Origin of the sequence: Limnobacter sp. MED105 (assembly GCF_000170915.1) — a bacterium.
Lineage (GTDB): Bacteria > Pseudomonadota > Gammaproteobacteria > Burkholderiales > Burkholderiaceae_B > Limnobacter.
Genome location: NZ_ABCT01000004.1, coordinates 50,577 through 71,723, shown reverse-complemented (window position 1 = coordinate 71,723; position 21,147 = coordinate 50,577). Strand labels below are relative to the sequence as shown.

At 53.0% G+C, this 21,147-nt stretch carries 20 protein-coding genes; 8 read left to right on the top strand and 12 right to left on the bottom strand.

Translation table 11 applies throughout. The features are described from left to right. Positions 1 to 27: 27 nt before the first annotated feature. Positions 28 to 2,529, bottom strand: a complete 2,502-nt coding sequence (locus LMED105_RS05495; RefSeq protein ID WP_008249055.1) for an ABC transporter permease — start codon at positions 2,527 to 2,529, stop codon at positions 28 to 30. A 218-nt stretch (positions 2,530 to 2,747) separates the two neighbouring features. On the opposite strand from LMED105_RS05495, the gene LMED105_RS05490 reads away from it, so the two are divergent. Genes LMED105_RS05490 through LMED105_RS05475 form a run of 4 tightly spaced genes read left to right on the top strand, consistent with a single transcriptional unit; the run spans position 2,748 to position 6,931 of the window. Next, positions 2,748 to 4,784, top strand: a complete 2,037-nt coding sequence (locus LMED105_RS05490; RefSeq protein ID WP_008249054.1) for an NADPH-dependent 2,4-dienoyl-CoA reductase — start codon at positions 2,748 to 2,750, stop codon at positions 4,782 to 4,784. 14 nt (positions 4,785 to 4,798) lie between these two features. After that, a complete protein-coding gene (locus LMED105_RS05485; protein ID WP_008249053.1) occupies positions 4,799 to 5,293 on the top strand; it encodes a DUF4442 domain-containing protein in 495 nt (164 codons plus the stop codon). A gap of 30 nt (positions 5,294 to 5,323) precedes the next feature. Further along, positions 5,324 to 6,496 (top strand): iron-containing alcohol dehydrogenase, encoded by a 1,173-nt coding sequence (locus tag LMED105_RS05480; protein WP_040512428.1) that lies wholly within the window; start codon positions 5,324 to 5,326, stop codon positions 6,494 to 6,496. Positions 6,497 to 6,514: 18 nt separating this feature from the next. Beyond that, the gene (locus LMED105_RS05475; protein WP_008249051.1) at positions 6,515 to 6,931 is read left to right on the top strand and encodes a thioesterase family protein; all 417 of its coding nucleotides are present in this window, start codon (positions 6,515 to 6,517) and stop codon (positions 6,929 to 6,931) included. Here LMED105_RS05475 and mnmH read toward each other — a convergent pair whose 3' ends face one another. From mnmH to LMED105_RS05460, 3 genes are all read right to left on the bottom strand, one after another. Continuing rightward, complete coding sequence (mnmH, locus tag LMED105_RS05470) at positions 6,932 to 7,960, bottom strand: tRNA 2-selenouridine(34) synthase MnmH (RefSeq protein ID WP_040512491.1); 1,029 nt, start codon at positions 7,958 to 7,960, stop codon at positions 6,932 to 6,934. It abuts the gene before it with no gap. 70 nt (positions 7,961 to 8,030) lie between these two features. Next, complete coding sequence (locus tag LMED105_RS05465; RefSeq protein ID WP_008249049.1) at positions 8,031 to 8,765, bottom strand: 3'-5' exonuclease; 735 nt, start codon at positions 8,763 to 8,765, stop codon at positions 8,031 to 8,033. After that, positions 8,762 to 10,723 (bottom strand): DUF294 nucleotidyltransferase-like domain-containing protein, encoded by a 1,962-nt coding sequence (locus LMED105_RS05460; protein WP_008249032.1) that lies wholly within the window; start codon positions 10,721 to 10,723, stop codon positions 8,762 to 8,764. Before LMED105_RS05460 ends, LMED105_RS05465 begins: the two co-directional genes overlap by 4 nt. A gap of 180 nt (positions 10,724 to 10,903) precedes the next feature. Between LMED105_RS05460 and LMED105_RS05455 the strand changes: the two genes are divergently transcribed. Further along, positions 10,904 to 11,347 (top strand): YkgJ family cysteine cluster protein, encoded by a 444-nt coding sequence (locus LMED105_RS05455; RefSeq protein ID WP_008249031.1) that lies wholly within the window; start codon positions 10,904 to 10,906, stop codon positions 11,345 to 11,347. Here the strand turns inward: LMED105_RS05455 and LMED105_RS05450 are convergent, their stop codons facing one another. The 5 genes from LMED105_RS05450 to LMED105_RS05430 form a co-directional block, all read right to left on the bottom strand. After that, positions 11,348 to 12,133: a LamB/YcsF family protein gene (locus LMED105_RS05450; protein WP_198006799.1), complete on the bottom strand. Its 786-nt coding sequence runs from the start codon at positions 12,131 to 12,133 to the stop codon at positions 11,348 to 11,350. It abuts the gene before it with no gap. After that, entirely contained in the window at positions 12,072 to 13,046 is a 975-nt protein-coding gene (locus LMED105_RS05445; protein WP_008249027.1) for a biotin-dependent carboxyltransferase family protein, read from the bottom strand. The genes LMED105_RS05450 and LMED105_RS05445 overlap by 62 nt, the downstream gene beginning before the upstream one ends. Next, on the bottom strand, positions 13,039 to 13,719 hold the full coding sequence (pxpB, locus tag LMED105_RS16155; RefSeq protein WP_008249025.1) for a 5-oxoprolinase subunit PxpB: 681 nt from the start codon (positions 13,717 to 13,719) through the stop codon (positions 13,039 to 13,041). Before pxpB ends, LMED105_RS05445 begins: the two co-directional genes overlap by 8 nt. Positions 13,720 to 13,817: 98 nt before the next feature. Further along, a complete protein-coding gene (locus tag LMED105_RS05435) occupies positions 13,818 to 14,309 on the bottom strand; it encodes an Hsp20 family protein (RefSeq protein WP_008249023.1) in 492 nt (163 codons plus the stop codon). Positions 14,310 to 14,435: 126 nt separating this feature from the next. Continuing rightward, positions 14,436 to 14,873, bottom strand: coding sequence for a YchJ family protein (locus tag LMED105_RS05430; protein WP_008249021.1), 438 nt, complete (start codon positions 14,871 to 14,873; stop codon positions 14,436 to 14,438). Positions 14,874 to 14,928: 55 nt separating this feature from the next. On the opposite strand from LMED105_RS05430, the gene LMED105_RS05425 reads away from it, so the two are divergent. Next, the gene (locus LMED105_RS05425) at positions 14,929 to 16,356 is read left to right on the top strand and encodes an amidase (protein WP_040512427.1); all 1,428 of its coding nucleotides are present in this window, start codon (positions 14,929 to 14,931) and stop codon (positions 16,354 to 16,356) included. Here the strand turns inward: LMED105_RS05425 and LMED105_RS05420 are convergent. Next, positions 16,340 to 17,218: an alpha/beta fold hydrolase gene (locus LMED105_RS05420; protein ID WP_008249017.1), complete on the bottom strand. Its 879-nt coding sequence runs from the start codon at positions 17,216 to 17,218 to the stop codon at positions 16,340 to 16,342. The two genes, LMED105_RS05425 and LMED105_RS05420, sit on opposite strands and share 17 nt — an antisense overlap. A gap of 194 nt (positions 17,219 to 17,412) precedes the next feature. On the opposite strand from LMED105_RS05420, the gene flhD reads away from it, so the two are divergent. Together flhD and flhC are read left to right on the top strand one after the other, a co-directional pair. Further along, the gene (gene flhD / locus LMED105_RS05415) at positions 17,413 to 17,730 is read left to right on the top strand and encodes a flagellar transcriptional regulator FlhD (RefSeq protein WP_040512480.1); all 318 of its coding nucleotides are present in this window, start codon (positions 17,413 to 17,415) and stop codon (positions 17,728 to 17,730) included. A gap of 55 nt (positions 17,731 to 17,785) precedes the next feature. Continuing rightward, positions 17,786 to 18,352, top strand: coding sequence for a flagellar transcriptional regulator FlhC (flhC, locus tag LMED105_RS05410; protein WP_040512425.1), 567 nt, complete (start codon positions 17,786 to 17,788; stop codon positions 18,350 to 18,352). 116 nt (positions 18,353 to 18,468) lie between these two features. On the opposite strand, the gene LMED105_RS05405 is transcribed toward flhC, so the two are convergent. Together LMED105_RS05405 and LMED105_RS05400 are read right to left on the bottom strand one after the other, a co-directional pair. Then, positions 18,469 to 18,936 carry a DUF1854 domain-containing protein gene (locus tag LMED105_RS05405; RefSeq protein WP_008249012.1) on the bottom strand — a complete coding sequence of 156 codons (468 nt, stop codon included), beginning with the start codon at positions 18,934 to 18,936 and terminating at the stop codon, positions 18,469 to 18,471. Next, a complete protein-coding gene (locus LMED105_RS05400; RefSeq protein ID WP_083797116.1) occupies positions 18,929 to 21,052 on the bottom strand; it encodes an ABC transporter ATP-binding protein in 2,124 nt (707 codons plus the stop codon). Before LMED105_RS05400 ends, LMED105_RS05405 begins: the two co-directional genes overlap by 8 nt. Positions 21,053 to 21,147: the final 95 nt, after the last annotated feature.

Genomic DNA, 21,147 nt, shown 5'->3' with positions numbered 1-21,147 from the left:
TCCACATTGTACCGGCATGAAACAGATTTAAGCAGTGGCTTGCCTTAAGGTTTGCATTACAGGCGCACGGCACACCTTGTTGACCGACCAGGCACCAAACAGCACCGACACCACTGCACCGGCAACTACACCCGCGACAATGTGCAAAGGCGACAGGAAGTATTCAAACTCGAACACAAAATGTGCAACGCCCCAACCCAAGCCTTGCGCAGCAATGGCTGCCACCAGGCCCGCCAGGGCGCCCAACACGGAAAGCTCAAGCCATGCCGCGCGTTGCAACTGGGCTGTTGATGCACCCATGGCGCGGTAAATTGCAGCCTCGCGAGTGCGTACCCGTGCGCCTGTCATGACACAAGCCACCACCACCAAACCGCCGGCAGCTACAGTGAACAAAAATACGAACTGAACAGCCTGGCCCACCTGCCCCAAAATTTTACGCAGTTGGGTGATCACCAGTTCCGTGTCCAGCACGGTAAGGTTTGGATATTCGCGCACCAATTCTCGCGAAACAGGAATGGCTTTGTCCTTCTGCAAGCTCACAGAGGTGATCCAGGTTTGCGGAAAGCTTTGCAGCACCTCGGTTGGAAACACCATGAAGAAATTCACTTCCATGGAATCCCAACGCAGTTCACGAATGCTGGTGATTTCTGCGGTCAGCGGCGTACCTGCGATGTCGAAGGTGAGCTTGTCGCCCATGCCGATGCCCAAACGCTCGGCCACGCCATCTTCAACAGACACCTCGGCCTTCACCGGTGTTTCATCAAACCAGCTGCCGGCCGCAATGGAGTTGTGCGTGGGCAAAGTGTCAGCAAAGCTCAAGTTCAATTCACGTTCAACAGTGTTGCGCGCGCGCTCATCGCTGAATGTTTCGGCCGTGATGATTTCGTCGTTAATGGCGCTTAAACGCCCGCGCACCATGGGGTACAAATTCACAGGGCTTTGACTGGCCGTGTTCAAGGTTTGTTGAACACCTTCAACCTGATCAGGCTGAATGTTGAACACAAAGCGATTGGGCGCATCTTCGGGCACAGCTTCTTGCCAACGGTCAATCAAATCACCCTGCACCACTGCCAACATCAGCAGTGCAGCCAAGCCCAGGGCCAGGCTGACGCCCTGCAACACCAAAGTACTTGCACGTTTGGACATGCTTTGAAAAACCGCGATGTGGGTGCCTGCGCTTTTTCGGCCCTTGCCCAAATAAGCCAGCGCCTTTAAAAGCCCCCAGAACAACAGGGCGAACACCAGTGAGGTACCCACAAAACCTGCAAACAACAACAGGGCCAGCACCACATTGTTCACAATCAACAAACACACCGCGATCGCAGTGAAAACGCCAAACAACACGGACAACACAAGTTGCCCCCGACTGCTTTTCAAGGTTTGGTGCCGAATGACAGCCACAGCAGGCGCACGCAGTGCATACCAGGTGGGTACCGCCGCAAAACCCAGCAGCAACAAGGCCGACAACAACATGCCCATGGGCAGGTAATGCAAACCAGCCAAAGGCAAATCAACACCCACCAGTTCAGCCAGCAAGGCCAGCAGGCCCCAATGCGCGGCCCAACCCAAGGCAACACCCAACGCGCCTGCACCCAAGGTCAGCATGCCCATGCCAATGACCCACATGCGTAGCAACCGTTTGGGTGTATAACCCAGGCTTTTCAGCACGGCCAGTTCGCTGGCTTGCTCTTTGGCAAACAAATGTGCCACCAGTGCAATGCCCACGCAAGCCACCATGGTGCCGATCAAGGCAGCCATGGCCAAAAAGTCGTTGGCACGTTCCAAAGTATTGCTTACTTCGGGTCGCCCATTTTCCAGCGTTTCAATTTCTTCCACTGGCGAGAGCACGGGCGTGAGTTCACTGATCAATTGATCCACCACGGGCTGCGCGCCCGTGAAATAAATGCGCCAGGTTGCACGAGACCCCAAGCCCAACAACCTGGATTCTTCCAGGTCGGCTGTGTTCATCATCACGCGGGGGGCGAAGTTCACAAAGCCACCGCCACGGTCAGGCTCGACCAAAATTACCCGGGTCACAGGGCGGGTGATTTCACCCACCTGTATTGAATCGCCGAGCTGCACATCCAGCGAACCCAGTACGCCTTGGTCTACCCACAACTCGCCTTGAGGCGGGCCACTGGCCACTTTCTCATCCTGGCCCTGTGCATTGCGCACTGTCATCTGCCCACGAAGAGGATAGGTGTTGTTCACCGCCTTCAATGAAACCAGCAAATCAACGCGCTCGGAAGGCACGACGCTGGGAAATACAACGCTTTCTGCTTTCTTGAGATTTGCGTATTCCGGCTTGTCAAGAATTGAAAGCCAGGGTGCATTGTCGGTGTTCCGCTTGGATTCAATGACCAGATCGCCGCCCAGCATCTGGCTGGCATCGCGCACCAAGGCGGCTTCGATTCGAGCTGAGAACACCCCTACAGACGAAATGGCAGCCACGGCCAGGACCAAAGCCACGAACAAAATACGGAACGATGCACGGCGAGACTGCCGCGCCCAATACTGAAAAGACTGCATGAAGGAAGCGCTTGCTGGGTAAAACACCAGTTTAGGACAAAGCGTGGGGGTACAGGTTCCCCTGTTTATTGCGGCGCAGTAATTTCTTCACGAATAAAACACGCAAAAAATCGACCGATCGTGCTATTTTGAACGCAGACTCCAACAACAAAGATTACTTTTCAGTAACATAAGTAAATACATTACAAAAAACTACCGATTTTTAAGGAGACGGTAACGTGTCTGACGCATTCCCCCATTTGAATTCTCCGCTTGATCTCGGCTTCACTACCCTGCGCAACCGCATCATGATGGGTTCGATGCACACCGGCCTTGAGGACAAGTACAAGGAATTTGACAAATTCGCCGCCTATTTTGAGGCGCGTGCAAAAGGTGGCACAGCCCTGATTGTGACGGGTGGCTTTTCACCCAACCTGGAAGGCTGGCTATACCCGTTTGCATCCAAGTTGAGCAGCAGTGGTGCCATCAAACACCACAAGAAAGTAACCGAAGCCGTGCACAAACACGACGGCAAAATCGTGATGCAGTTGTTGCACGCAGGCCGCTATGCCTACCATCCGCTCAGCGTGTCCGCATCAAACGTGAAATCGTCGATCAACCCGTTCAAGCCTCGGGAAATTGGTGATTTCGGCATTCGCCGCACGATTGCGGCATTTGCCCGATCCGCAAAAATTGCTCAGGAAGCCGGTTACGACGGTGTTGAAGTGATGGGCTCGGAAGGCTACTTCCTGAACCAGTTCATTTGCAAACGCACCAACCATCGCACGGATCGCTGGGGTGGTTCAGTTGAAAACCGTGCGCGTTTGTCGGTTGAAATTGTTCGCCGAATCCGCGAGACCGTGGGTGAAAAGTTCATCATCATTTACCGCCATTCCCTGCTGGATTTGGTCGAGGGTGGCAACACCTGGGATGAAGTCAGCTACATCGCCAAGGAAATTGAGAAAGCTGGCGCCACAATGATCAACACCGGCATTGGTTGGCATGAAGCGCGTGTACCTACCATTGTGACCTCCGTGCCCCGTGCAGCCTTTGCTGAACTGACTGCCCGCTTGCGCAAGGAAATCAAGATTCCTGTGATTGCATCGAACCGGATCAACAAACCCGATGTGGCCGAGCAATTGCTGGCAGATGGTGCTTGCGACATGGTGTCGATGGCTCGCCCCTTGTTGGCAGATCCGGAATTTGCAATCAAGGCCAAAGAAGGCCGCGCTGATGAAATCAATGTGTGCATTGCCTGCAACCAGGCTTGCCTGGACCACACGTTCAGCTTGAAGCGTGCTTCTTGCCTGGTGAACCCGCGCGCCTGCCATGAACTTGAAATTGTGGACAAACCCCTGGAGCGCAAAAAGAAAATTGCAGTGGTGGGCGCAGGCCCCGCAGGCCTGGCAGCCGCCACTGAACTGGCACGCCGTGGTCACCATGTAACGCTGTTCGACAAGGCCAGTGAAATTGGCGGCCAGTTCAATATGGCCAAACAGATTCCGGGCAAGGAAGAGTTTCATGAAACCATCAGCTACTTCAAACGCCAACTGGAATTGAAGAAAGTGGATGTGCGCCTGAACACCGTGGTGGATGCCGCGCTGGTGTCCAAAGAAAAATTTGAAGAAGTAATTCTCGCCACAGGCATCAAACCACGTACGCCTGGTATCGAAGGCATTGATCACCCCAAGGTGATGAGCTACATCGATGTACTGCTGCACAAGAAAGAAGTGGGGCGAAAAGTGGCTGTGATTGGCGCTGGCGGTATTGGTTTTGATGTGTCGGAATATTTGACACATGACTTTGCCCACCCTTCCCCCACGCTCGACCTGGAGAGCTGGAAAAAAGAATGGGGCATTACTTTTGACCCGAACAATGCAGGCGGCATTGATGGCGTACAAGCCGAGCCACCCAAGCCTGCGCGTGAGGTGTGGTTGTGCCAGCGCAAAGACGAACCCTTGGGCAAGCGCTTGGGTAAAACATCAGGCTGGGTGCACAAGGCCAGTTTGAAAAGCCGCCGTGTTCACTTCATGCAAGGCGTTGAATATTTGAAGATTGACGACCGTGGTTTGCATGTGATGAGCGCGCACGGCCCGCAAATTCTGGAAGTGGACAACATTATTGTGTGCGCTGGCCAAGATCCCTTGCGTGAACTGGTTGAACCGATTGAAGCACTGGGCGTGCCCGTGCATTTGGTGGGTGGTTCATCCGTGGCTGCGGAACTGGACGCCAAACGCGCAATTAACCAAGCCACTCGCCTGGCTGTAACCCTGTAAAGGCAGAACAAAAAATGACCGAAAAATCGATGCTGCAAAAGGTGTACGCGCAAGTAGACAAACTGCCCACACCTTTGAAAACCCGTGCCTTTACCCTGCTGTTTGGCCGTGCGGTGAAATACTTCAAAACCAGTGGTTTGAAATTCGAGTGGATTGAGCCCAATCATTCAATTGTGGTGATCAAAAACCGGCCCACTGTGCAAAACCACATTGGCACCGTGCATGCTGTGGCCATGATCATGATTGCTGAATCAGCCACTGGCGCATTGGTAGGTTTGAATGTACCCGCCAACGCCATACCTGTGATCAAGCGCATGGAAGTGGATTACCGCAAACGCGCAGCTGGCGACATGAAAGCCGAAGCCATGCTGACACAAGAACAAATCACCATGATGCAAACCGAAGAACGGGGTGAAGTGGATGTTGCTGTGACCATTACTGACGGCGAAAGCAAAGAACCTATCTTTGTTCGCGCCATTTGGGCCTGGACCCCAAAGCGCAAAGGCTAAACTAGAGAAAAACAGCAGGGAGACAAGCACATGGCGCCATTTGAATTCAGAACAGTGAACCGGATAGTTTGCGAATCGGGCAGTTCGCTTCGAATGGCTGACATGTTGGTCCCTTTGCTGACCCAACACGGGCTGCAAACGGCAAGAGTGTTCATGCTGGTTGACCCCTTTATTGCGGGCACTCAAACCTTCAAAACCATTTGTGAAAACCTGACTTCGGCTGACCATGCCGTGCACATTTGCAACGATGTAGAACCAGACCCGCCCGAGGCCTTGGTGCACCGGGTAACCGCACTGGCCGTAGATTTCAAAGCCGATGTGGTAGTGGCCATCGGTGGCGGCTCAACACTCGATGTGGCCAAACTGATTGCCGTGTTGGCACGCGGTAAACAAGAACTGAAAACCATGTACGGCGTGGGCAATGTGAGCAGCGACAGGCTGCCATTGGTGCTGGTTCCCACCACCGCGGGCACAGGCAGTGAAGTAACCCCCATTTCGATTGTGACCACTGGTGTGGACACAAAAATGGGTGTGGTGTCGCCCGTGTTGTATGGCGACCTGGCCATTCTGGATGCCGACTGGACACTCAGCCTGCCCCAGCATGTAACAGCAGCCACTGGTATTGATGCCATGGTGCACGCCATAGAGGCCTACACCAGCAAACGGCTGAAAAATGCGTATGCGGATTTTTTGGCCTGCGAAGCACTAAGGCTACTGGCCGCCAACTTGCACACCGTGTGCAAAGAACCGGCAAACCGCGAAGCGCGCCAGGCGATGATGCTGGGTTCTTGCATGGCTGGCCAGGCTTTTGCCAACGCACCAGTGGGTGCTGTGCATGCCCTGGCCTATCCAATAGGTGGCATTTTTCACGTGCCGCATGGTTTGAGCAATTCACTTGTGTTGCCCCATGTATTGCGGTTTAACCTGCCTGCAGCAGAACAGCAATATGCAGAACTGGCCCAGGTATTGAAGCTGGGCCACCACGGTGACAATGCGTCTCAATTGGCACAGGCCTTCATTGATTACACTGCCACTTTGTCGCCTTCTACCGGTTTGCCGGTTGGCTTGCGTGAAGTGGGTATTGGCGAGAAAGATTTGCCCTTGATGGCCAGCGCTGCCATGCTTCAAACCCGCCTGCTGAGCAACAACCCACGCGATGTGAGCGAAGCTGAAGCATTGGCGATTTACCAAGCAGCGTACTAAAACAATCCATTTCAAATCATGACTACACTGGCCAACTACCCCCTGCATCAAACCGTTCAAACCCGTTGGCACGACAACGACATTTACGGTCATGTGAACAATGTGGTGTATTACAGTTACTTCGACAGCGTGGTGAACCGCTACCTGATCGAAGAAGGCGGACTCGATATTCACAACGGCGAGGTGGTGGGTTTTGTGGTGGAAAGCCAGTGCAAGTACCTGAAACCACTGGCCTACCCGGAACCGGTTACCGCGGGCCTGCGCGTGGGCAAACTGGGCAATAGTTCAGTGCGATATGAACTGGGCTTGTTCAATGCTGCGGGCGAATTGTGTGCAGAAGGCTATTTCATTCATGTGTTTGTGAACAAGGCCAGCAACACCCCCACACCGATACCCGAAGGCATTCGAAGCAAGCTGACCTTGCTGGTGGTTTAATCAGGGTTCGTATTGTTCCCGAATTTTTTTCGCCACTTGCAGTAAGCCTGCTGGAGATAAATCATTCAGTTCAATCAAAGGTGATTCATCAATATTCGGGTACTCGCGCAAAATGGAGCGTCGGTAAGCCGGGTCGTAATGGTGGGTCATCAAACGTTCAAACAGCTCGGGCATTCGGCGGGCTGCAGCCAACTGTTCCCATTCTTCAAATTCAGCGCCACCGACAAGGCTGCGAATAAAACGCAGTCGTTCGAGCATGCCTTCCGGATCTTCTTCAAAGTGTTTGTAATCCTGCCGCCACAACTCAACCCGCTGCTGCATGTCGGCGTGCACGCGAATGGTTTTGCTTTTGCGCATGGAATCGAGCATGGACGTGGGTAGCTGAACATTGCCGATTTTCTTGCTTTCCGCTTCTACAAACAGGGGTCGAGCTGGATCGCATTGCGCGAGTTCCTGCAGCAACAGGGTGTCAAAATACTTCTGGGACGGCTGTGGGGTACCCGGCAGCGCACCAATGATTGAACCCCTGTGGCGGGCAATTGCTTCAAGATCAACCACCTGGCAACCCGCCTCACGCAGGGCATACAGCAGGCGGGTTTTGCCGCAACCTGTGGGGCCGCTAAGCACGTGGTAATTGAATTTCGTGGGCGCTACTTCAAGCTGGTCATTCACCCAGCGGCGGTAGGCTTTCCAGCCCCCCGGCAATTTCTGGACGTCGTAACCAATGGTTTCAAGCGCATCAACCCACAACTTGCTGCGCTTGCCACCCCGGAAGCAGTACACCAGCACCTTGGCGTTTTTGGGATATTTGGGTAAATCTTCGCGAAGGTGACGCGCAATGTTGGCCAGCGAGTAGCGCACACCGATGCTGTACGCACCCATTTTGTCGGTTCGGTGAAGTGTGCCCACCTCTGCATATTCATCGTTGTTGACCACCGGCATGTTGACGGCACCAGGAATGTGATCCTCCCCGTACTCGCGGGGCGAGCGTGCGTCAATGATCAGGTCGTAAGCGGAAAAATCATGCATGAAAAAAGCCAAAGTCAAAACGAAGGTTCAGCCCGGCAGAATAACGCAAAACAGGGCCTCGGTTTTACAACTAGGTTGGCAAATTCCGGCCCGGCAGGGTTTTTAGGCCACCGGCAATTGTTTTAACGCCTTTCCAGTCGGTGGCTTTTCGTTTTTGCAGCATGGGCCACAACTTCATCAGCAATTGTGCAGTGGCCAGCACATCGGCTGCGGCTTGGTGGCGCTGTTCACATTCAATGCCATAGCGCTGCATCCACACATCCAGCGGCAGCTGGTGATTTTCCTTGTGCAGCACAGCGGCCAAATGTTCCAGATCCAGCCAATGCCTGTGGGTTGTGCGGCCAAGCACCTTGCGCAGTGCTTTGTTGATCAGGATTTCATCAAACCAGCTGTGAAAGGCAATCAAGGGGGAATGGCCCACATAGCGCAGGAATTCAGACAAAGCCACTTCGGCTTTGACCCCTTTTTGCTGCGCACCGATACCAATTCCATGAATCAAAATATTGTTCTTGTCGATAGCCTCAAACTCGATCATATCGACAATTTCGGGGGGTTGTTTGATGACGACTTCAAACGTATCAGTGAGCGAAATTCGTGGACGCCGTTGTGCATCAAATACAATCGCGGTGGCAGCAACTGAAATAAGCCGGTCTTTCTTCGGATTAAGACCCGATGACTCCACATCAAGCACCACCCAGCGGTCAGGGTTTGGGCTTGAAAAATCGAGCGTTTGAACCAAGCGATTCTTGATATAACTAGCCCAGCCTTGAGTAGGCAGCAGCTGACCCTGCAAAGTGGTGCTCAACGCATGTGCTCCATTTCGATCCGCTGCTGCAAGCGGCGCCCTACCCGGAAACATTCTTTCAGAATGCGGCGATCAATGTTGTCGAGTACATCGTAGTTCACCACATTGGGCTGGTCGGGAAGATCGGGCACAGCCACGCCCTCGTCCAGTTGAATGCGCAAGCGCATCATTTGCAAAAACTCAAAGGCGCTCACCCAAGCATCGCGGCGTTGCTCTTCGACACTCAGCCGCTTGGCCACGGCCTCGAAGCGACGACGAGTATTCACTTCATCAATCCCAAATACCAGTGAGAAAAAACGTGCCGCATCGACAAATACGGCGGTACCCTGCTTTTTCAAATCCAGAGTGCGAATGTCATCGATCTCAGTGGTGTCTATGCTGCCGTGCCAATTTAGGGGTGGGCGAAACCGCATGATGTTTTCAGCCAGAAGGCGCAGGAATATGGTGGACTCTTTGGCACGGGTCACAATGTAATCCCGAAGCGGCTGCGCCAGCTCCTTGTTGCCCGCCAAGGCACGGAGATCAAAAAATATGTTCACACGCAGCAGGTTTTCAGGCGTGGCCACATCGATCCATCGCGCAAACTTGTTCAACCATTCACCCGCTGTCATGCAGCACTCAGGGTTACTGGCCATGATATTGCCTTTGCACAAGGGGTAGCCGCACTGATCCAGGGTTTGATTCACCTCTTTGCCGAAGGCCAGCCAGCGAGGTCTGTCCACTTCTGGCTGATCGCTGATGAACAACAGGCCGTTATCCTGATCGGTTGCAATGGTTTGTTCAGAACGACCTTCCGAGCCGAAACTAAGCCAGCAGTAGCTGTTGGCATCAATGCCCATTCGGTTGCCCACCACTTCCAGAATACGCTCGGTGAGCACGTCGTTCAGATGGCTGATCAATTCAGTGAGCTGCTTGGCTGCAATGCCCTGACCCAACAGGTTCTTGGCAAAACTGCGAATGTCGTTGGCGCAGGCACGCAACATATCTGCATCTTGCGCTGAACGAATGTTGCTGCTGATTTGTTTCAACGACAAACGCTGCATGGCAAAAATATCCCGCTCAGACACTATTCCGCTCAGTTTGCCGTTGCGCGTCACGGGCACATGGCGAATGCCAAACCTGGACATCAACAGGGCAGCATCTTGGGCGGTACAACTTTCGTCCAGCGTATGAACGGGTGTGTTCATCACCTCAGCAATTTGCGAGGTCAGCGGTTTTTGGGCCATGGCCACGCGGGACAGCACATCCTGGCGGGTCAAAATGCCTTCAACAACCATGGCCTCATTCACCACAATCATGGAGCCAATCCGGTGCTCGTGCATCACCTCCAATACCTGTTTCAAGGGGGTGCTGGGGGCACAGGAAAAAGGCTCGTGACGGCACACATCGCGCAAAGGCTTTTCCAGCGTTTGCTCAGCCAGTGTTTGCGAAGAGTAAGCCACCTGAATCGCCTTTCGGGACAGGTCGAGAAACTGCATGGTGCGCCGGGTTAAATAATCGGAGAACACCGGGCTTTTACGCGCCAGGGCTTGCACACCGTCAAAAGTAAACATCAAACAGAAGGAGTCTTCGCGGGCGCTGTAAGTCGCGGTCACTGCCCTTTTGGCCAGAAAAGCATTGACCGGGAACATTTCACCAGCCTCGTATTGAAACCCTGTGGAGGACAAATCCGCCAAACCCTTGCGACCCACAGTAGAGCCTTTCTCGACATAGTAAAGAAACTGGGGCGGGCCGTCCTCGGGCCGCACAATCACTTCGTTGGGTGCGAAGTAGGTTTCAGCGCAGCCCTCAAGCAGACAGTCCAGATCGCGAAGGGGAATTTCACTGAACGGGGCGTGCTTGACCAGCCGTTGTTTGATGTAATCCAGCATTTGCCCGCTGGGGCTGGTACTGGTTTGGGCTGAATCAGGGGCAGCAACCCCCGAATCGGCCACAGAAGCGGCATTCGGTCGATTCACAGTCTCTCCATTTGCTGGGCTAAATGGTTTTTATAATGGTTTTCCCTATTGTAGCCTCAGCACCTTACAAAAAGCTTGTTTCTTCCAAGCCACGTCACTTGAAAATAGTGCTTGCTTTGCGCCTGGGGCAGGAATATATTCGCGCAACTCTCCCCATGGCTGTTTTTTCCCGAGGTTAAATTGCAGTCAAATCCCACCACAATCATTGTTGATGGCGCCGGCGTTGAAGCGCTTTGCCAAAGCTGCGGCGTGTGCTGCTCCACGTTCAGGATCAGTTTTTATTGGGGGGAAACCACCGCAGCCGAAGGCGGCGTGGTGCCAGTTGAATTGACCGAGCAGATGAATCTGTACCGAAGCTGCATGAAAGGCAGCTCACAAAGCAAACCCCGTTGCATTGCGCTGGCAGGCAATATTGGTGAGTCGGTCAGCTGTACCATTTACGAGAACCGGCCCTCACCATGCCGCGAATACGATGTATTTGATGCCAAAGGCGAATTAAACCCGCGTTGTAACCAGGCGCGCGCCAAACACGGCCTTGCTCCATTGAATGTGCGTTATGTGCCCGTGGCCGGTGTGCCGGATCACATCACCCTGCCCACCCCTGAGATCAACACTGGCAGTTAATCAACTTGCACCGCTGAATGTGTCTTGATCATGTTCAGTGAGAGCCGCACGAACGGCTTTTGCATTGTCCAAAGCCTGAGCATTGTCGCCGTGCACACACAGTGTTTGAGCAATAATCACGAGGCTTGAACCATCCAGGCACTGCAACGGCCCGCCTCGAACAATCAATTCAGCCTGCGTCTTGACCTGAATTGGGTCGTGAAGCACAGCACCGGTCTGGCTTCGTGGTGCCAAAGCGCCTGTGCTTAGGTAAGCTCGATCCGGGAAAGCTTCCTCAACCACCTCGATGCCAGCTGAACGAGCCCACGCCACCAACGGACTTCCAGCCAAAGCCAGTAGCTTGAGGTGTGGAAAAGCCTGGGCCAAATCGATTAGAAGCTCAGCTTCAGCGGTCTGGAAAGCAGCATCGTTGTACAACTGCCCATGGGGTTTGAAATGCCCAGAGGTACACCCCAGTTTCGCGGCGATGTTTTCAAAGAACTCCATTTGCTGTTTCAATTCACTCAGCAACTGCGTAGCTGAACCCTCGGGCTTTCGACGCCCGAACCCGGCCCGGTCCGGGTAACTGGGATGGGCGCCCACCTGTACGCCGTGGTCGAGCGCCAACTTGCAGGCCAGGCGAATACTGTGTTCATCACCAGCATGCCCGCCACAGGCAATATTGGCCCAGTCGATAATCTTGAACAAGGCTTCGTCGTGGGCACAACCTTCGCCCAAATCAGCATTAATCCACATCACCGCTTGCCTTGTTGCATTCAATGGCGTGTTGGTAGCGTTTGTATTCATGTTCATGCTTTGCGTGCAAGCGCCTTGCCTGCTGTTGATCCACCAGTACCCAGCTTACGCTTTCCCCGGCACCAAGTTGCGACAATTTCCAGAGGTCGCAAGACAACACACTGCCCAGACGGGGGTAGCCGCCGGTGACCTGAGCCTCGCACAGCAGCACCACCAGTTGCCCACTGGGGGGCAGCTGCACCAGCCCCGGGTGAACGGCATGAGAGCGCAAGGACAACGCTTGTTTCAGCGATAAAGGTGACTCTGAAGCCTCAAGCCGATAGCCCATTCTGCTGCTTTGAGTACCCAGGCTAAAATGTTGGCGTGTAAACAGGTGTTGCGAATTCTCGCTGAGTTCAAAAAATTCCGGACCAGGCAAAAAATGAAGCACCAAGGGAACAAAATGCCCGGAGCGAGCAAGCGGCATGGCCAAACGAACACCAGTTCGTATGCTGGGAGCAAACTGCTGGGTAAAATGAAGTTCATCCCCGACTTGCAAGGCCCTGCCTTGCAAACCGCCGAAGCCGGCGGCAAGACAAGTGCTGCGGGAATCCATAATTTCAGGCAGATCCACACCACCTTGCACGCACAACATATTCCAGAAGCCCAAATGAGGTGGTTTGGTGCGCAGTACATCACCCTCCTGCAATGTTAAAACTTGACCGCACAACACCGATTTGTTGTTCAATAAAGCCTGGGCGCCGCGGTTTGCAAACAATACCTGGCATGGCTTGGCGCATACAAAATCGAATTGGCCCATAAGCTCAAGACACGCTGAATTGACAGCGTTACCCAAAGCCAGGTTACCCAAACCGAACGAGAAGGGATCCAGCACTCCACCGATGGGCACACCCTCATGCTGGTATCCCCAACGCCCGAGGTCGCTGACAATACCCTGCCCTTGAGCTCTGACTACTTTAAGCATGATCAGCCCGAATGAATTGAACTGTGTCACCAGCCTTGAACAGTGAATGCCCTTCCTGATCTGTACGTTCAGGATCAAAAAGGACCTGCTCGACGTGCCCCATCAAATGCCATCCACCGGGACTTTCCCAGGGGTACACCGCGCAGTAATGAGCGGCAATCGCCAATGTACCAGCTGGTACACGCGGGCGCGGCGTTTCCCGGCGCGGGAACTGAAGCTGTTTGGGTAAACCTGTAAGGTAGGCGAAGCCGGGTAAAAAGCCCAAAAACTGAACGGTATAAATAATGCTGCTGTGCAAGTCGATTACTTCAGTCGGGCTTAGCCCGGTTTGCCCGGCCAACCAGTCGAGATCTTGCCCGGCCACGCCACCGTAATGCACAACAATGTGATGATGGCAGCCCGGTTTGTTGGCATCCATCCTAACCTTCCCGAGTTTGGTCAGTGTGCGGTCAAGTTGATCAAGCAAGGCTTCGCACCGCCCTGTTACAACTATTGAATTTTCAAACAAAACAGTAATTGACTGATCCGTCTGAACACACTGACAGACAGGCCAGTCCTGGGTTTCAAAAGACTGGATTAATTCCTCGCGAAACAGCGCCAGCTCGGTTGGGTAAACACTGGTGGCCCAGTCTATCTGGATAGCGCGATCGGAAAGAAGGTAAGCCTTGGGCATGGAAGCACCAAAAGTTGGAACAACAGACTTTGAGTTTAAACACAAAAAAAGCAGCCAGCGGCTGCTTTTTTTGCAATACGCGAATTAGCTTAGATGATTCACGCTGCGGCTTGCTTGTCCTGGTTGGCCAGGTTGGTCTGGTTTGCATCGCTTGCCTCAATGGTTCGAAGACCCGCCTCACCGATCGGAATTCGGCGTGCTTTCATTTGCTCGGGAATGACCTTGCGCAACTCAACCACCAACAAACCATTTTTCAGGTTGGCTCCTTCCACTTGCACATAGTCTGCAAGGTTGAATTTGCGCTCGAAACTGCGAAATGCAATGCCTTTGTGCAGGTACTGTTTACCCTCTTCGTCGGTTTTGCGGCCACGCACGGTGAGCACACCACGCTCTACTTCCAACTCGAGCTCTTTTTCATCGAAACCCGCCACTGCTACGCTGATTTGGTAACGGTTTTCTTCAAGTGCCTCAATGTTGTAGGGGGGATAACCGGTTGAAGTATCCGCACGCATTGCTGCATCCAGAATACTGGCCATGCGGTCAAATCCAATGGTGCTGCGGTACAAAGGGGTAAGGTCGATTGTTGCCATGATTCATTCTCCTGAGAAGCAAAAAATCAGTTGCTCAAAATGTGCGGAAACTCTCTTGGAGACATTTCCCACAAGTCTGATTTATGAGCCGCCCGGAAAATTTCAAGCGTTTTCATTAAAATTTTTTCAGGTCGAAAACAAGTCGCCATCCACATAGAACCACTGCCCGTTTTCCTGTACAAAACGGCTGCGTTCATGAAGACGACTGGCAGGCCCGTGGCTGGGCTTGTAACGCGCCACAAACTCCACTTCAGCCTTGTCACCCTGTGGCCAGTGCCCTTTCACACTCAAACCCAACCATTTGCCTTGTGCAAGCTCATCGCTTAAATCCAGCTGCTTGGGCCGTGTGCTGGCATGCCAGGTCAACAACACGTAATCACTTAAACCCAGGGCGTAAGCACTGTAGCGAGAACGCATGAGCGCCTCGGCTGTGGGTACCGACTCAGGATGAAAATGAAACGGTTGGCAGCAGACTTGATAATCGCCTTTGCCACAAGGACAAGGCTGTGATTTATTTTTTTGGACCATGTAAGGTAAAAGCGATGAATTCAGCAGATTTTTCATTTTAGACTGAAGCCAGAGACAGCCAACCTTATACCCACAACAATGACCAGCAACCATGACAATTAACCCTACACAAGTGCACGCGTTTAACCATACCGATGCCTTGGGTCATCACGACGCAGTGGCCCTGGCGGGGCAACTTCAACGCGGAGAAACCAGTGCCAGCGCGCTGGTGCAAGCAGCCTACCAAAGGCTTGAATTGGTGAACCCTGCGCTACACGCCACGGTGTGCATGCAAGAAGAAACCGCATTGGCTCAAGCCCGTTATTACGACGAATTGGGCAATTTCAGGGCGTTTCAGGGTATACCGGGATTTTTGAAAGACAACCTGGATTTGCAGGGTTTGCCCACTCGGCACGGCTCTGCTGCCATGCCCGATACCCCCAAAAAGCATACAAGCGCCGTGGCACAACAAATTATTGACACCGGTGTGGTGTTGCTGGGCAAGACCAAACTGCCCGAATTCGGGCTGACTGCCACCACGGAATACAGCAAGTCAGAAGCAGCCCACAACCCCTGGAACACTGGACACAGCACGGGTGGTTCATCGGGCGGTTCCGCGGCCCTGGTGGCCGCGGGTGTGGTTCCAATTGCCCATGCAAACGACGGTGGCGGCTCCATTCGTATTCCAGCCGCCTGCTGTGGGCTGGTGGGATTAAAACCAAGCCGAGGCCGGCTGGCCATGAATGAAATGGCAAAAAGTTTGCCTATCAATATTGTGAGCGACGGGATTGTGTCGCGTAGCGTACGGGACACTGCAGCGTTTTTCGCTTTGGCTGAAGAGCATTACAAGAACCCGACATTGCCACCACTGGGCCACATTACAGCCCCAGGGCGCAAACGCCTGAAAATCGGCATGTTCACGCAGAAAATTTCTGGTCATGAAACAGACTCCGCCTGCGTGGAGGCTGTGCACAAGGCCGCCGCCTTGTGCGAAGAGCTGGGCCATGAAGTGCAGGAAATACAAGTTCCGATCAGCGCCCAGTTTGCGGATGATTTTTTGCTGTACTGGGGCATGCTGGCCGCCTCCATTTCACACTTGGGCAAGCTGGCCGTTGACCGGCACATGGATACAGGAAAACTCGAGCCACTTACCCTCGGTTTGGCCAAACACTTCACCCGCAATCTGTTGAAGTTTCCATTCGCTTTGCGCAGGCTTCACCAGTTTGAAGCGCAATATGCCACAGCCTTTGCGGACCTGGATGTGCTGCTTAGCCCCACCCTGGGGCAGCCAGCGCCGCCTTTGGGTTACCTGGCACTCGACCTGCCTTTTGAGCAGGCGCGGGAAAGGCTGGTTAACTTTGCATCATTCACCGCCGCTCAAAACGTGGCGGGCGCACCAGCCATCAGCCTGCCCATGCACCACACCGCTGAAGGTACTCCAGTGGGGGTTCACTTTGCCGCAGCCATGGGACATGAATTCAGGCTGATCGAGCTTGCCCTGGAAATTGAACAAGCTCAACCTTTCAAGATGCTGGCATGAATTCCAGATGCGCCCTATAAACCAGTGAAGCCCTGTCCACCATGGGGCAGTGGCCTGTGTTTTCAAGCATTAAATCGACAATCGCGGGTTTGGCCTGTTTCAGCACGGCCAGCCCGCTGGGGTGCACCAACTGGTCTGAATCACCCCACACCACCATCAAAGGCACTGAGGTTTTTTCCACCATTTCATTCAAACTGACATTGACATCCGGGTTCACGAATTCCATGAAAACCCGATCCAGCAAAGCCTTGTTCTTGATCGACATGCGGCCGAAATATTTGCGCATGAAACCAGGCATAGGCGGCGCTTTGCCGTTGAAACAAAGATTAACCACCCTTTCATATTCTTCGAAATTGGTGGGGGCAAGGATGATTTTTCCTTCATCGGCAAAGGCGCGCCCAACGGTGGTGTGCTCGGAGCCTTTCACTCCCGCGGGATTTAGCAAACAAGCGCTAAGAACCCGGTTCTCAAAATTCGCGGCCAAGGCACCTGCCAAATAGCCTCCCATGGAGTTACCCATCGCGTGGAAATTCTTGACACCCACAGCATCCAGCCAACGCACAACCCGATCGGCCTGCTCCGCAATATTAAAACGGGCATTGCTGGGTCGGTCTGATTCACCAAAACCGATCAGGTCGGGAATCCATACGGTGTAATGGCGCATCAGGCGCGGGGCCAGTGCCAGCCAATTCTCCTTGTTGGCACCAAAGCCATGTATCAAAACCATGTCGGGCCCTTGCCCACCTTTGAAATACACGGTGCGCCCGTCTACGGTGTTGACGCTGCTTTTGATCAGACCCATTTGTTTGCATTTGGAATCGATCAGTTTGCGGCACAGCCAGTTCATAAACGCGTTGCTCATTGTTGTTTCACCTGTCTCGTTGTCTGGTTTCTTCTTACATACACAATGGCTGCTCGCTGATCTCGCTTACAGCAATTGGATGGCTTAGTTTTTTTCGCGGTTCATCAACAATACATTCACTGGGATCGATGTCTGTGGGAAGCGTCGAAACCTTCTGAAAAAGATTGCTTGATTTGAATAGGAGGATGTTCAAAATGAAAGCAAATGAACTACTGGAACAAATTCGCGAAGCCAATTTATCTTACCTGCTTCTGGCCAAACAACTCATCAATGAAGACAAAGCCGAGGCCATCATTCGCTTGGGTATTGATGAAAACACAGCAGACCTGCTGGATCAACTGACCACCGCACAGGTTTTGCGCATTGCAGCAAACGATGTGCCAATGTGCAGCATTCGATTCGAAGACCCTGCCGTGTGGAAACTCCTTTGTGACCACGGAAAAGAGCGCGCTATTTCAGGCATGCACGCCGCCATCTTGATGGCCGGCCGCAGCGCCCAAATTTCAGCTTAAGCGCACTTAAAAATAACCGTGGTTCATGCACCTGCGAGTGCGCTGGAGAGCAAACATGTCCAAGATTAAATCCTTGATGGCCGAGGCCGTTCAAATCAAACTTGCTTCTGACTTGATCAAGCTAGACGCTCGACTGCAAGTACTGGAGAGCGAAACCCAATTGTCACGTGAGCGCCTGATTCGCCTGTACAAGGAAATCAAGCAGAAATCGCCACCCAAGGGCATGTTGCCCTTCTCCACCGATTGGTTTATGACCTGGCAGCCCAATATTCATTGCTCGCTATTCATGAACTTTTACTCCACTTGCATCAAGCACACCGACCTTGAAGACGGCGAATGCCTGGTCAAGGCCTACAAACTGTATCGCGAACAAATCAACGTCTTGGGCCTGCCTGAAGTGTTGTCACTGACCCGCGCATGGCGCTTGGTGAAATTTTTTGACGCCGGAATGTTGACCACCACAGCCTGCAAAACTTGCCATGGCAACTTTGTGGTGCACACCTACGACCTGGTGAATGACTATGAATGCGGCTTGTGCAATATGCCCTCCCGCGCCGGGAAAACCAAGCAGGACGCAGCAACCCGCTTCTTCAATGAAGAAAGCATGCTGGAAACCGCTTAAAGAATTGAATTGTAGTGCCGTTGTACCAAGCAGTAGCTTGTTTTTTGTCTCTCTCCCCTGTCCGTAGTACAAGGACACTTCAAACACCTGTCAGCGATTGCTCACAGGTGTTTTTTTTAAGCCATGAAGCGGGCAAGAATTTGGCGGCTTCGGGCGTCCAGCGCAAGCAGGTCTTCGATGATGAACTGCATGCCATTGGCATGGGTCAACACCAAACGGCTACCCCCCAGACGCCGAATGCTTTCATCCGTGGGCAACTCGAACTTGCAAGACCCTTTGTCCGTTTCCAGGGTCCAAATGCTTGGTGTGGAGTACGTGGACACCGAAGTAATTCGAAGCACAGTGGGCCTGAATTCGCGAACAGCCAGGTAATCTTTCACCACAGCCTGTGAGCCTGCGTCCAATTGATCAAGGCGATCCAGCCAAGCCAGTTCTTTGCTGTACTCATCCACAATTGAAATACTCTCATTGGGTGCTGAAAAAGGAAACGCCAACACAGGCATCACCCGGTCGGCCACCAACTCCTCTCCTTTGTACAAGGCCAGCTTGCCCTGTGTTGATTCACGCAATCGCCAGTCAGTCATATTGGGCTTGCTCCTGCTTCAGTTTTTCCTGGGCCTGGTGCAAATGCCAGAAGTGCGATTTCGCCGCCAGCAATTCATCGTGCGGGCCTTCTTCCACCACCTTGCCACGGTCCATCACCACAATGCGGTCGGCTTTGCGCAAGGTTGAAAGCCGATGTGCAATCGCAATGGTGGTTCTTCCCTGCACCAGGTTGTCCAAGGCCTTTTGAATTTCCTTCTCGGTTTGCGAATCGACCGAGCTGGTGGCCTCGTCAAGAATGAGAATTTTAGGATCGATCAACAAGGCACGCGCAATCGAAATACGCTGGCGCTCGCCACCCGACAAACTTTGACCACGCTCCCCCACCAGTGAATCGTAACCGTGCTGCAAGCGCAGAATGAATTCATGCGCATGTGCAAGCCGCGCTGCAGAAATAATTTCTTCACGGGTAGCGTCGGGACGCCCATAGGCAATATTCTCGGCGATGGTGCCAAAAAACAAATAAGGCTCTTGCAACACCAGGCCAATATTTCTGCGGTAGCTGGCCATTTCAATTTGACGAATATCAATTCCGTCGGCCAGCACTTCACCATCACTCACATCGTAAAAACGGCACAGCAGATTCACCAAAGTTGACTTGCCGGAACCACTGTGGCCCACCAACCCAACCATTTCGCCCTGCTTCACTTTCAGGTTCACACCATCGAGCACCTGCCGGCTTCCATAGCGGAATGACACATTCCGCAATTCAAGCTCGCCCTTCAACTGATCAATTTTTACCGGGTTTTCAGCTTCGGGTACCGAAGACTTGTAATCCAGAATATCGAAAATACGCTTGGAACCAGCGGCTGCTTTTTGGGTGACAGACACGATCCGGCTCATCGAATCAAGCCGGGTGTAAAAACGGCCGATGTAAGCCAAAAAGGCGGTGAGTACACCCACCGTGATGTCATTGTTCATGATCATCCAGATGCCGGAAGCCCAAATCACCAAAATACCCAGTTCAGTCAGCAGACTGACCGTGGGTGCGAACAGCGACCAGGTTTTGTTGATTCGGTCGTTCACTTCGAGGTTGCGGGTGTTGGCCTTCAAAAAGCGGTCAGACTCTCTACGCTCTTGTGCAAAGGCTTTCACAACACGAATGCCCGGAATGGTGTCCGTAAGAATGTTGGTGACCTCACCCCAAACACGGTCGACCTTCTCAAAACCCGTGCGCAGCTTTTCGCGGACCAGGTGAATCATCCAGGCAATGACGGGCAACGGCAGCAACGTCAGCAAAGCCAGCTCAAAGTCAATGTTCATCAAAATGATCGCTGTCATCACGATCATGATCACATCGGTAATGAAGTCGAGCGCATGCAGCGAGAGAAACAAATTGATTCGATCGGTTTCAGCGCTGACACGCGCGATCAAATCACCGGTGCGTTTCGCGCTGAAATAGTCCAGCGACAAGCTCATCAAATGGTTGAATGTGGTGGTTCTCAAATCAGAGCCGATTCGCTCGGAGACCAAGGCCAACAAGTAGGTTCTTGCCCAACTCAAACCGGCAGCCACCACCGCTGAAATCAAGAGACCACTGAGATAAAACGTTGCCAACTCGGTGTTCATGGGTTGGCCGTTCTGGAATGGAATCAGTACTTCGTCCATAAGTGGCATTGAAAGATAAGGCGCCACCAGCGTTGCAGCAGTTGACAGCAATGTCAGAATCAGCCCGGCAAACAAACGCCAGCGATACGGGTGTGCAAAGCGCCACAAGCGCAACAGTGCCCGTGAAGAAACGGGCTCTTCAAACCCGGCATCATCCAGTTCTTCATCGGCCAGCAAGCGCGGCACCGGGTGCTGAATTTGAGCCGCGTGAGATGTGCCCTGCTCAAACTCACGCACGGCTGTCTCCAGCAACTCCACAAATTCTTCAAGTGCGCGATGCAAACTGAAGCTGGCATAGAAGCGAAATACCTGCCCGGAATCAATCTGAATCAAAACCGTAGAAAGACCAGAATGATCGGACATGGAAATTTTCTCAATGCTTGAGAAATGTGCCTTGAAAACAGGCACCTGCAATTCCTTGTCTACCACAATTAATTCATGGGCGTTAAAGGCTACAAGGCTGCGAGAAAACTCACGCCGAGTGTTCATGTCAGCCACAAACACCGCTTGGGTTGGTGAATTGGCGGCCCAAACCTCTGAAAGGCGTTGTACTTCGTTTTCAGACGGTGAAAATCCAACGATTT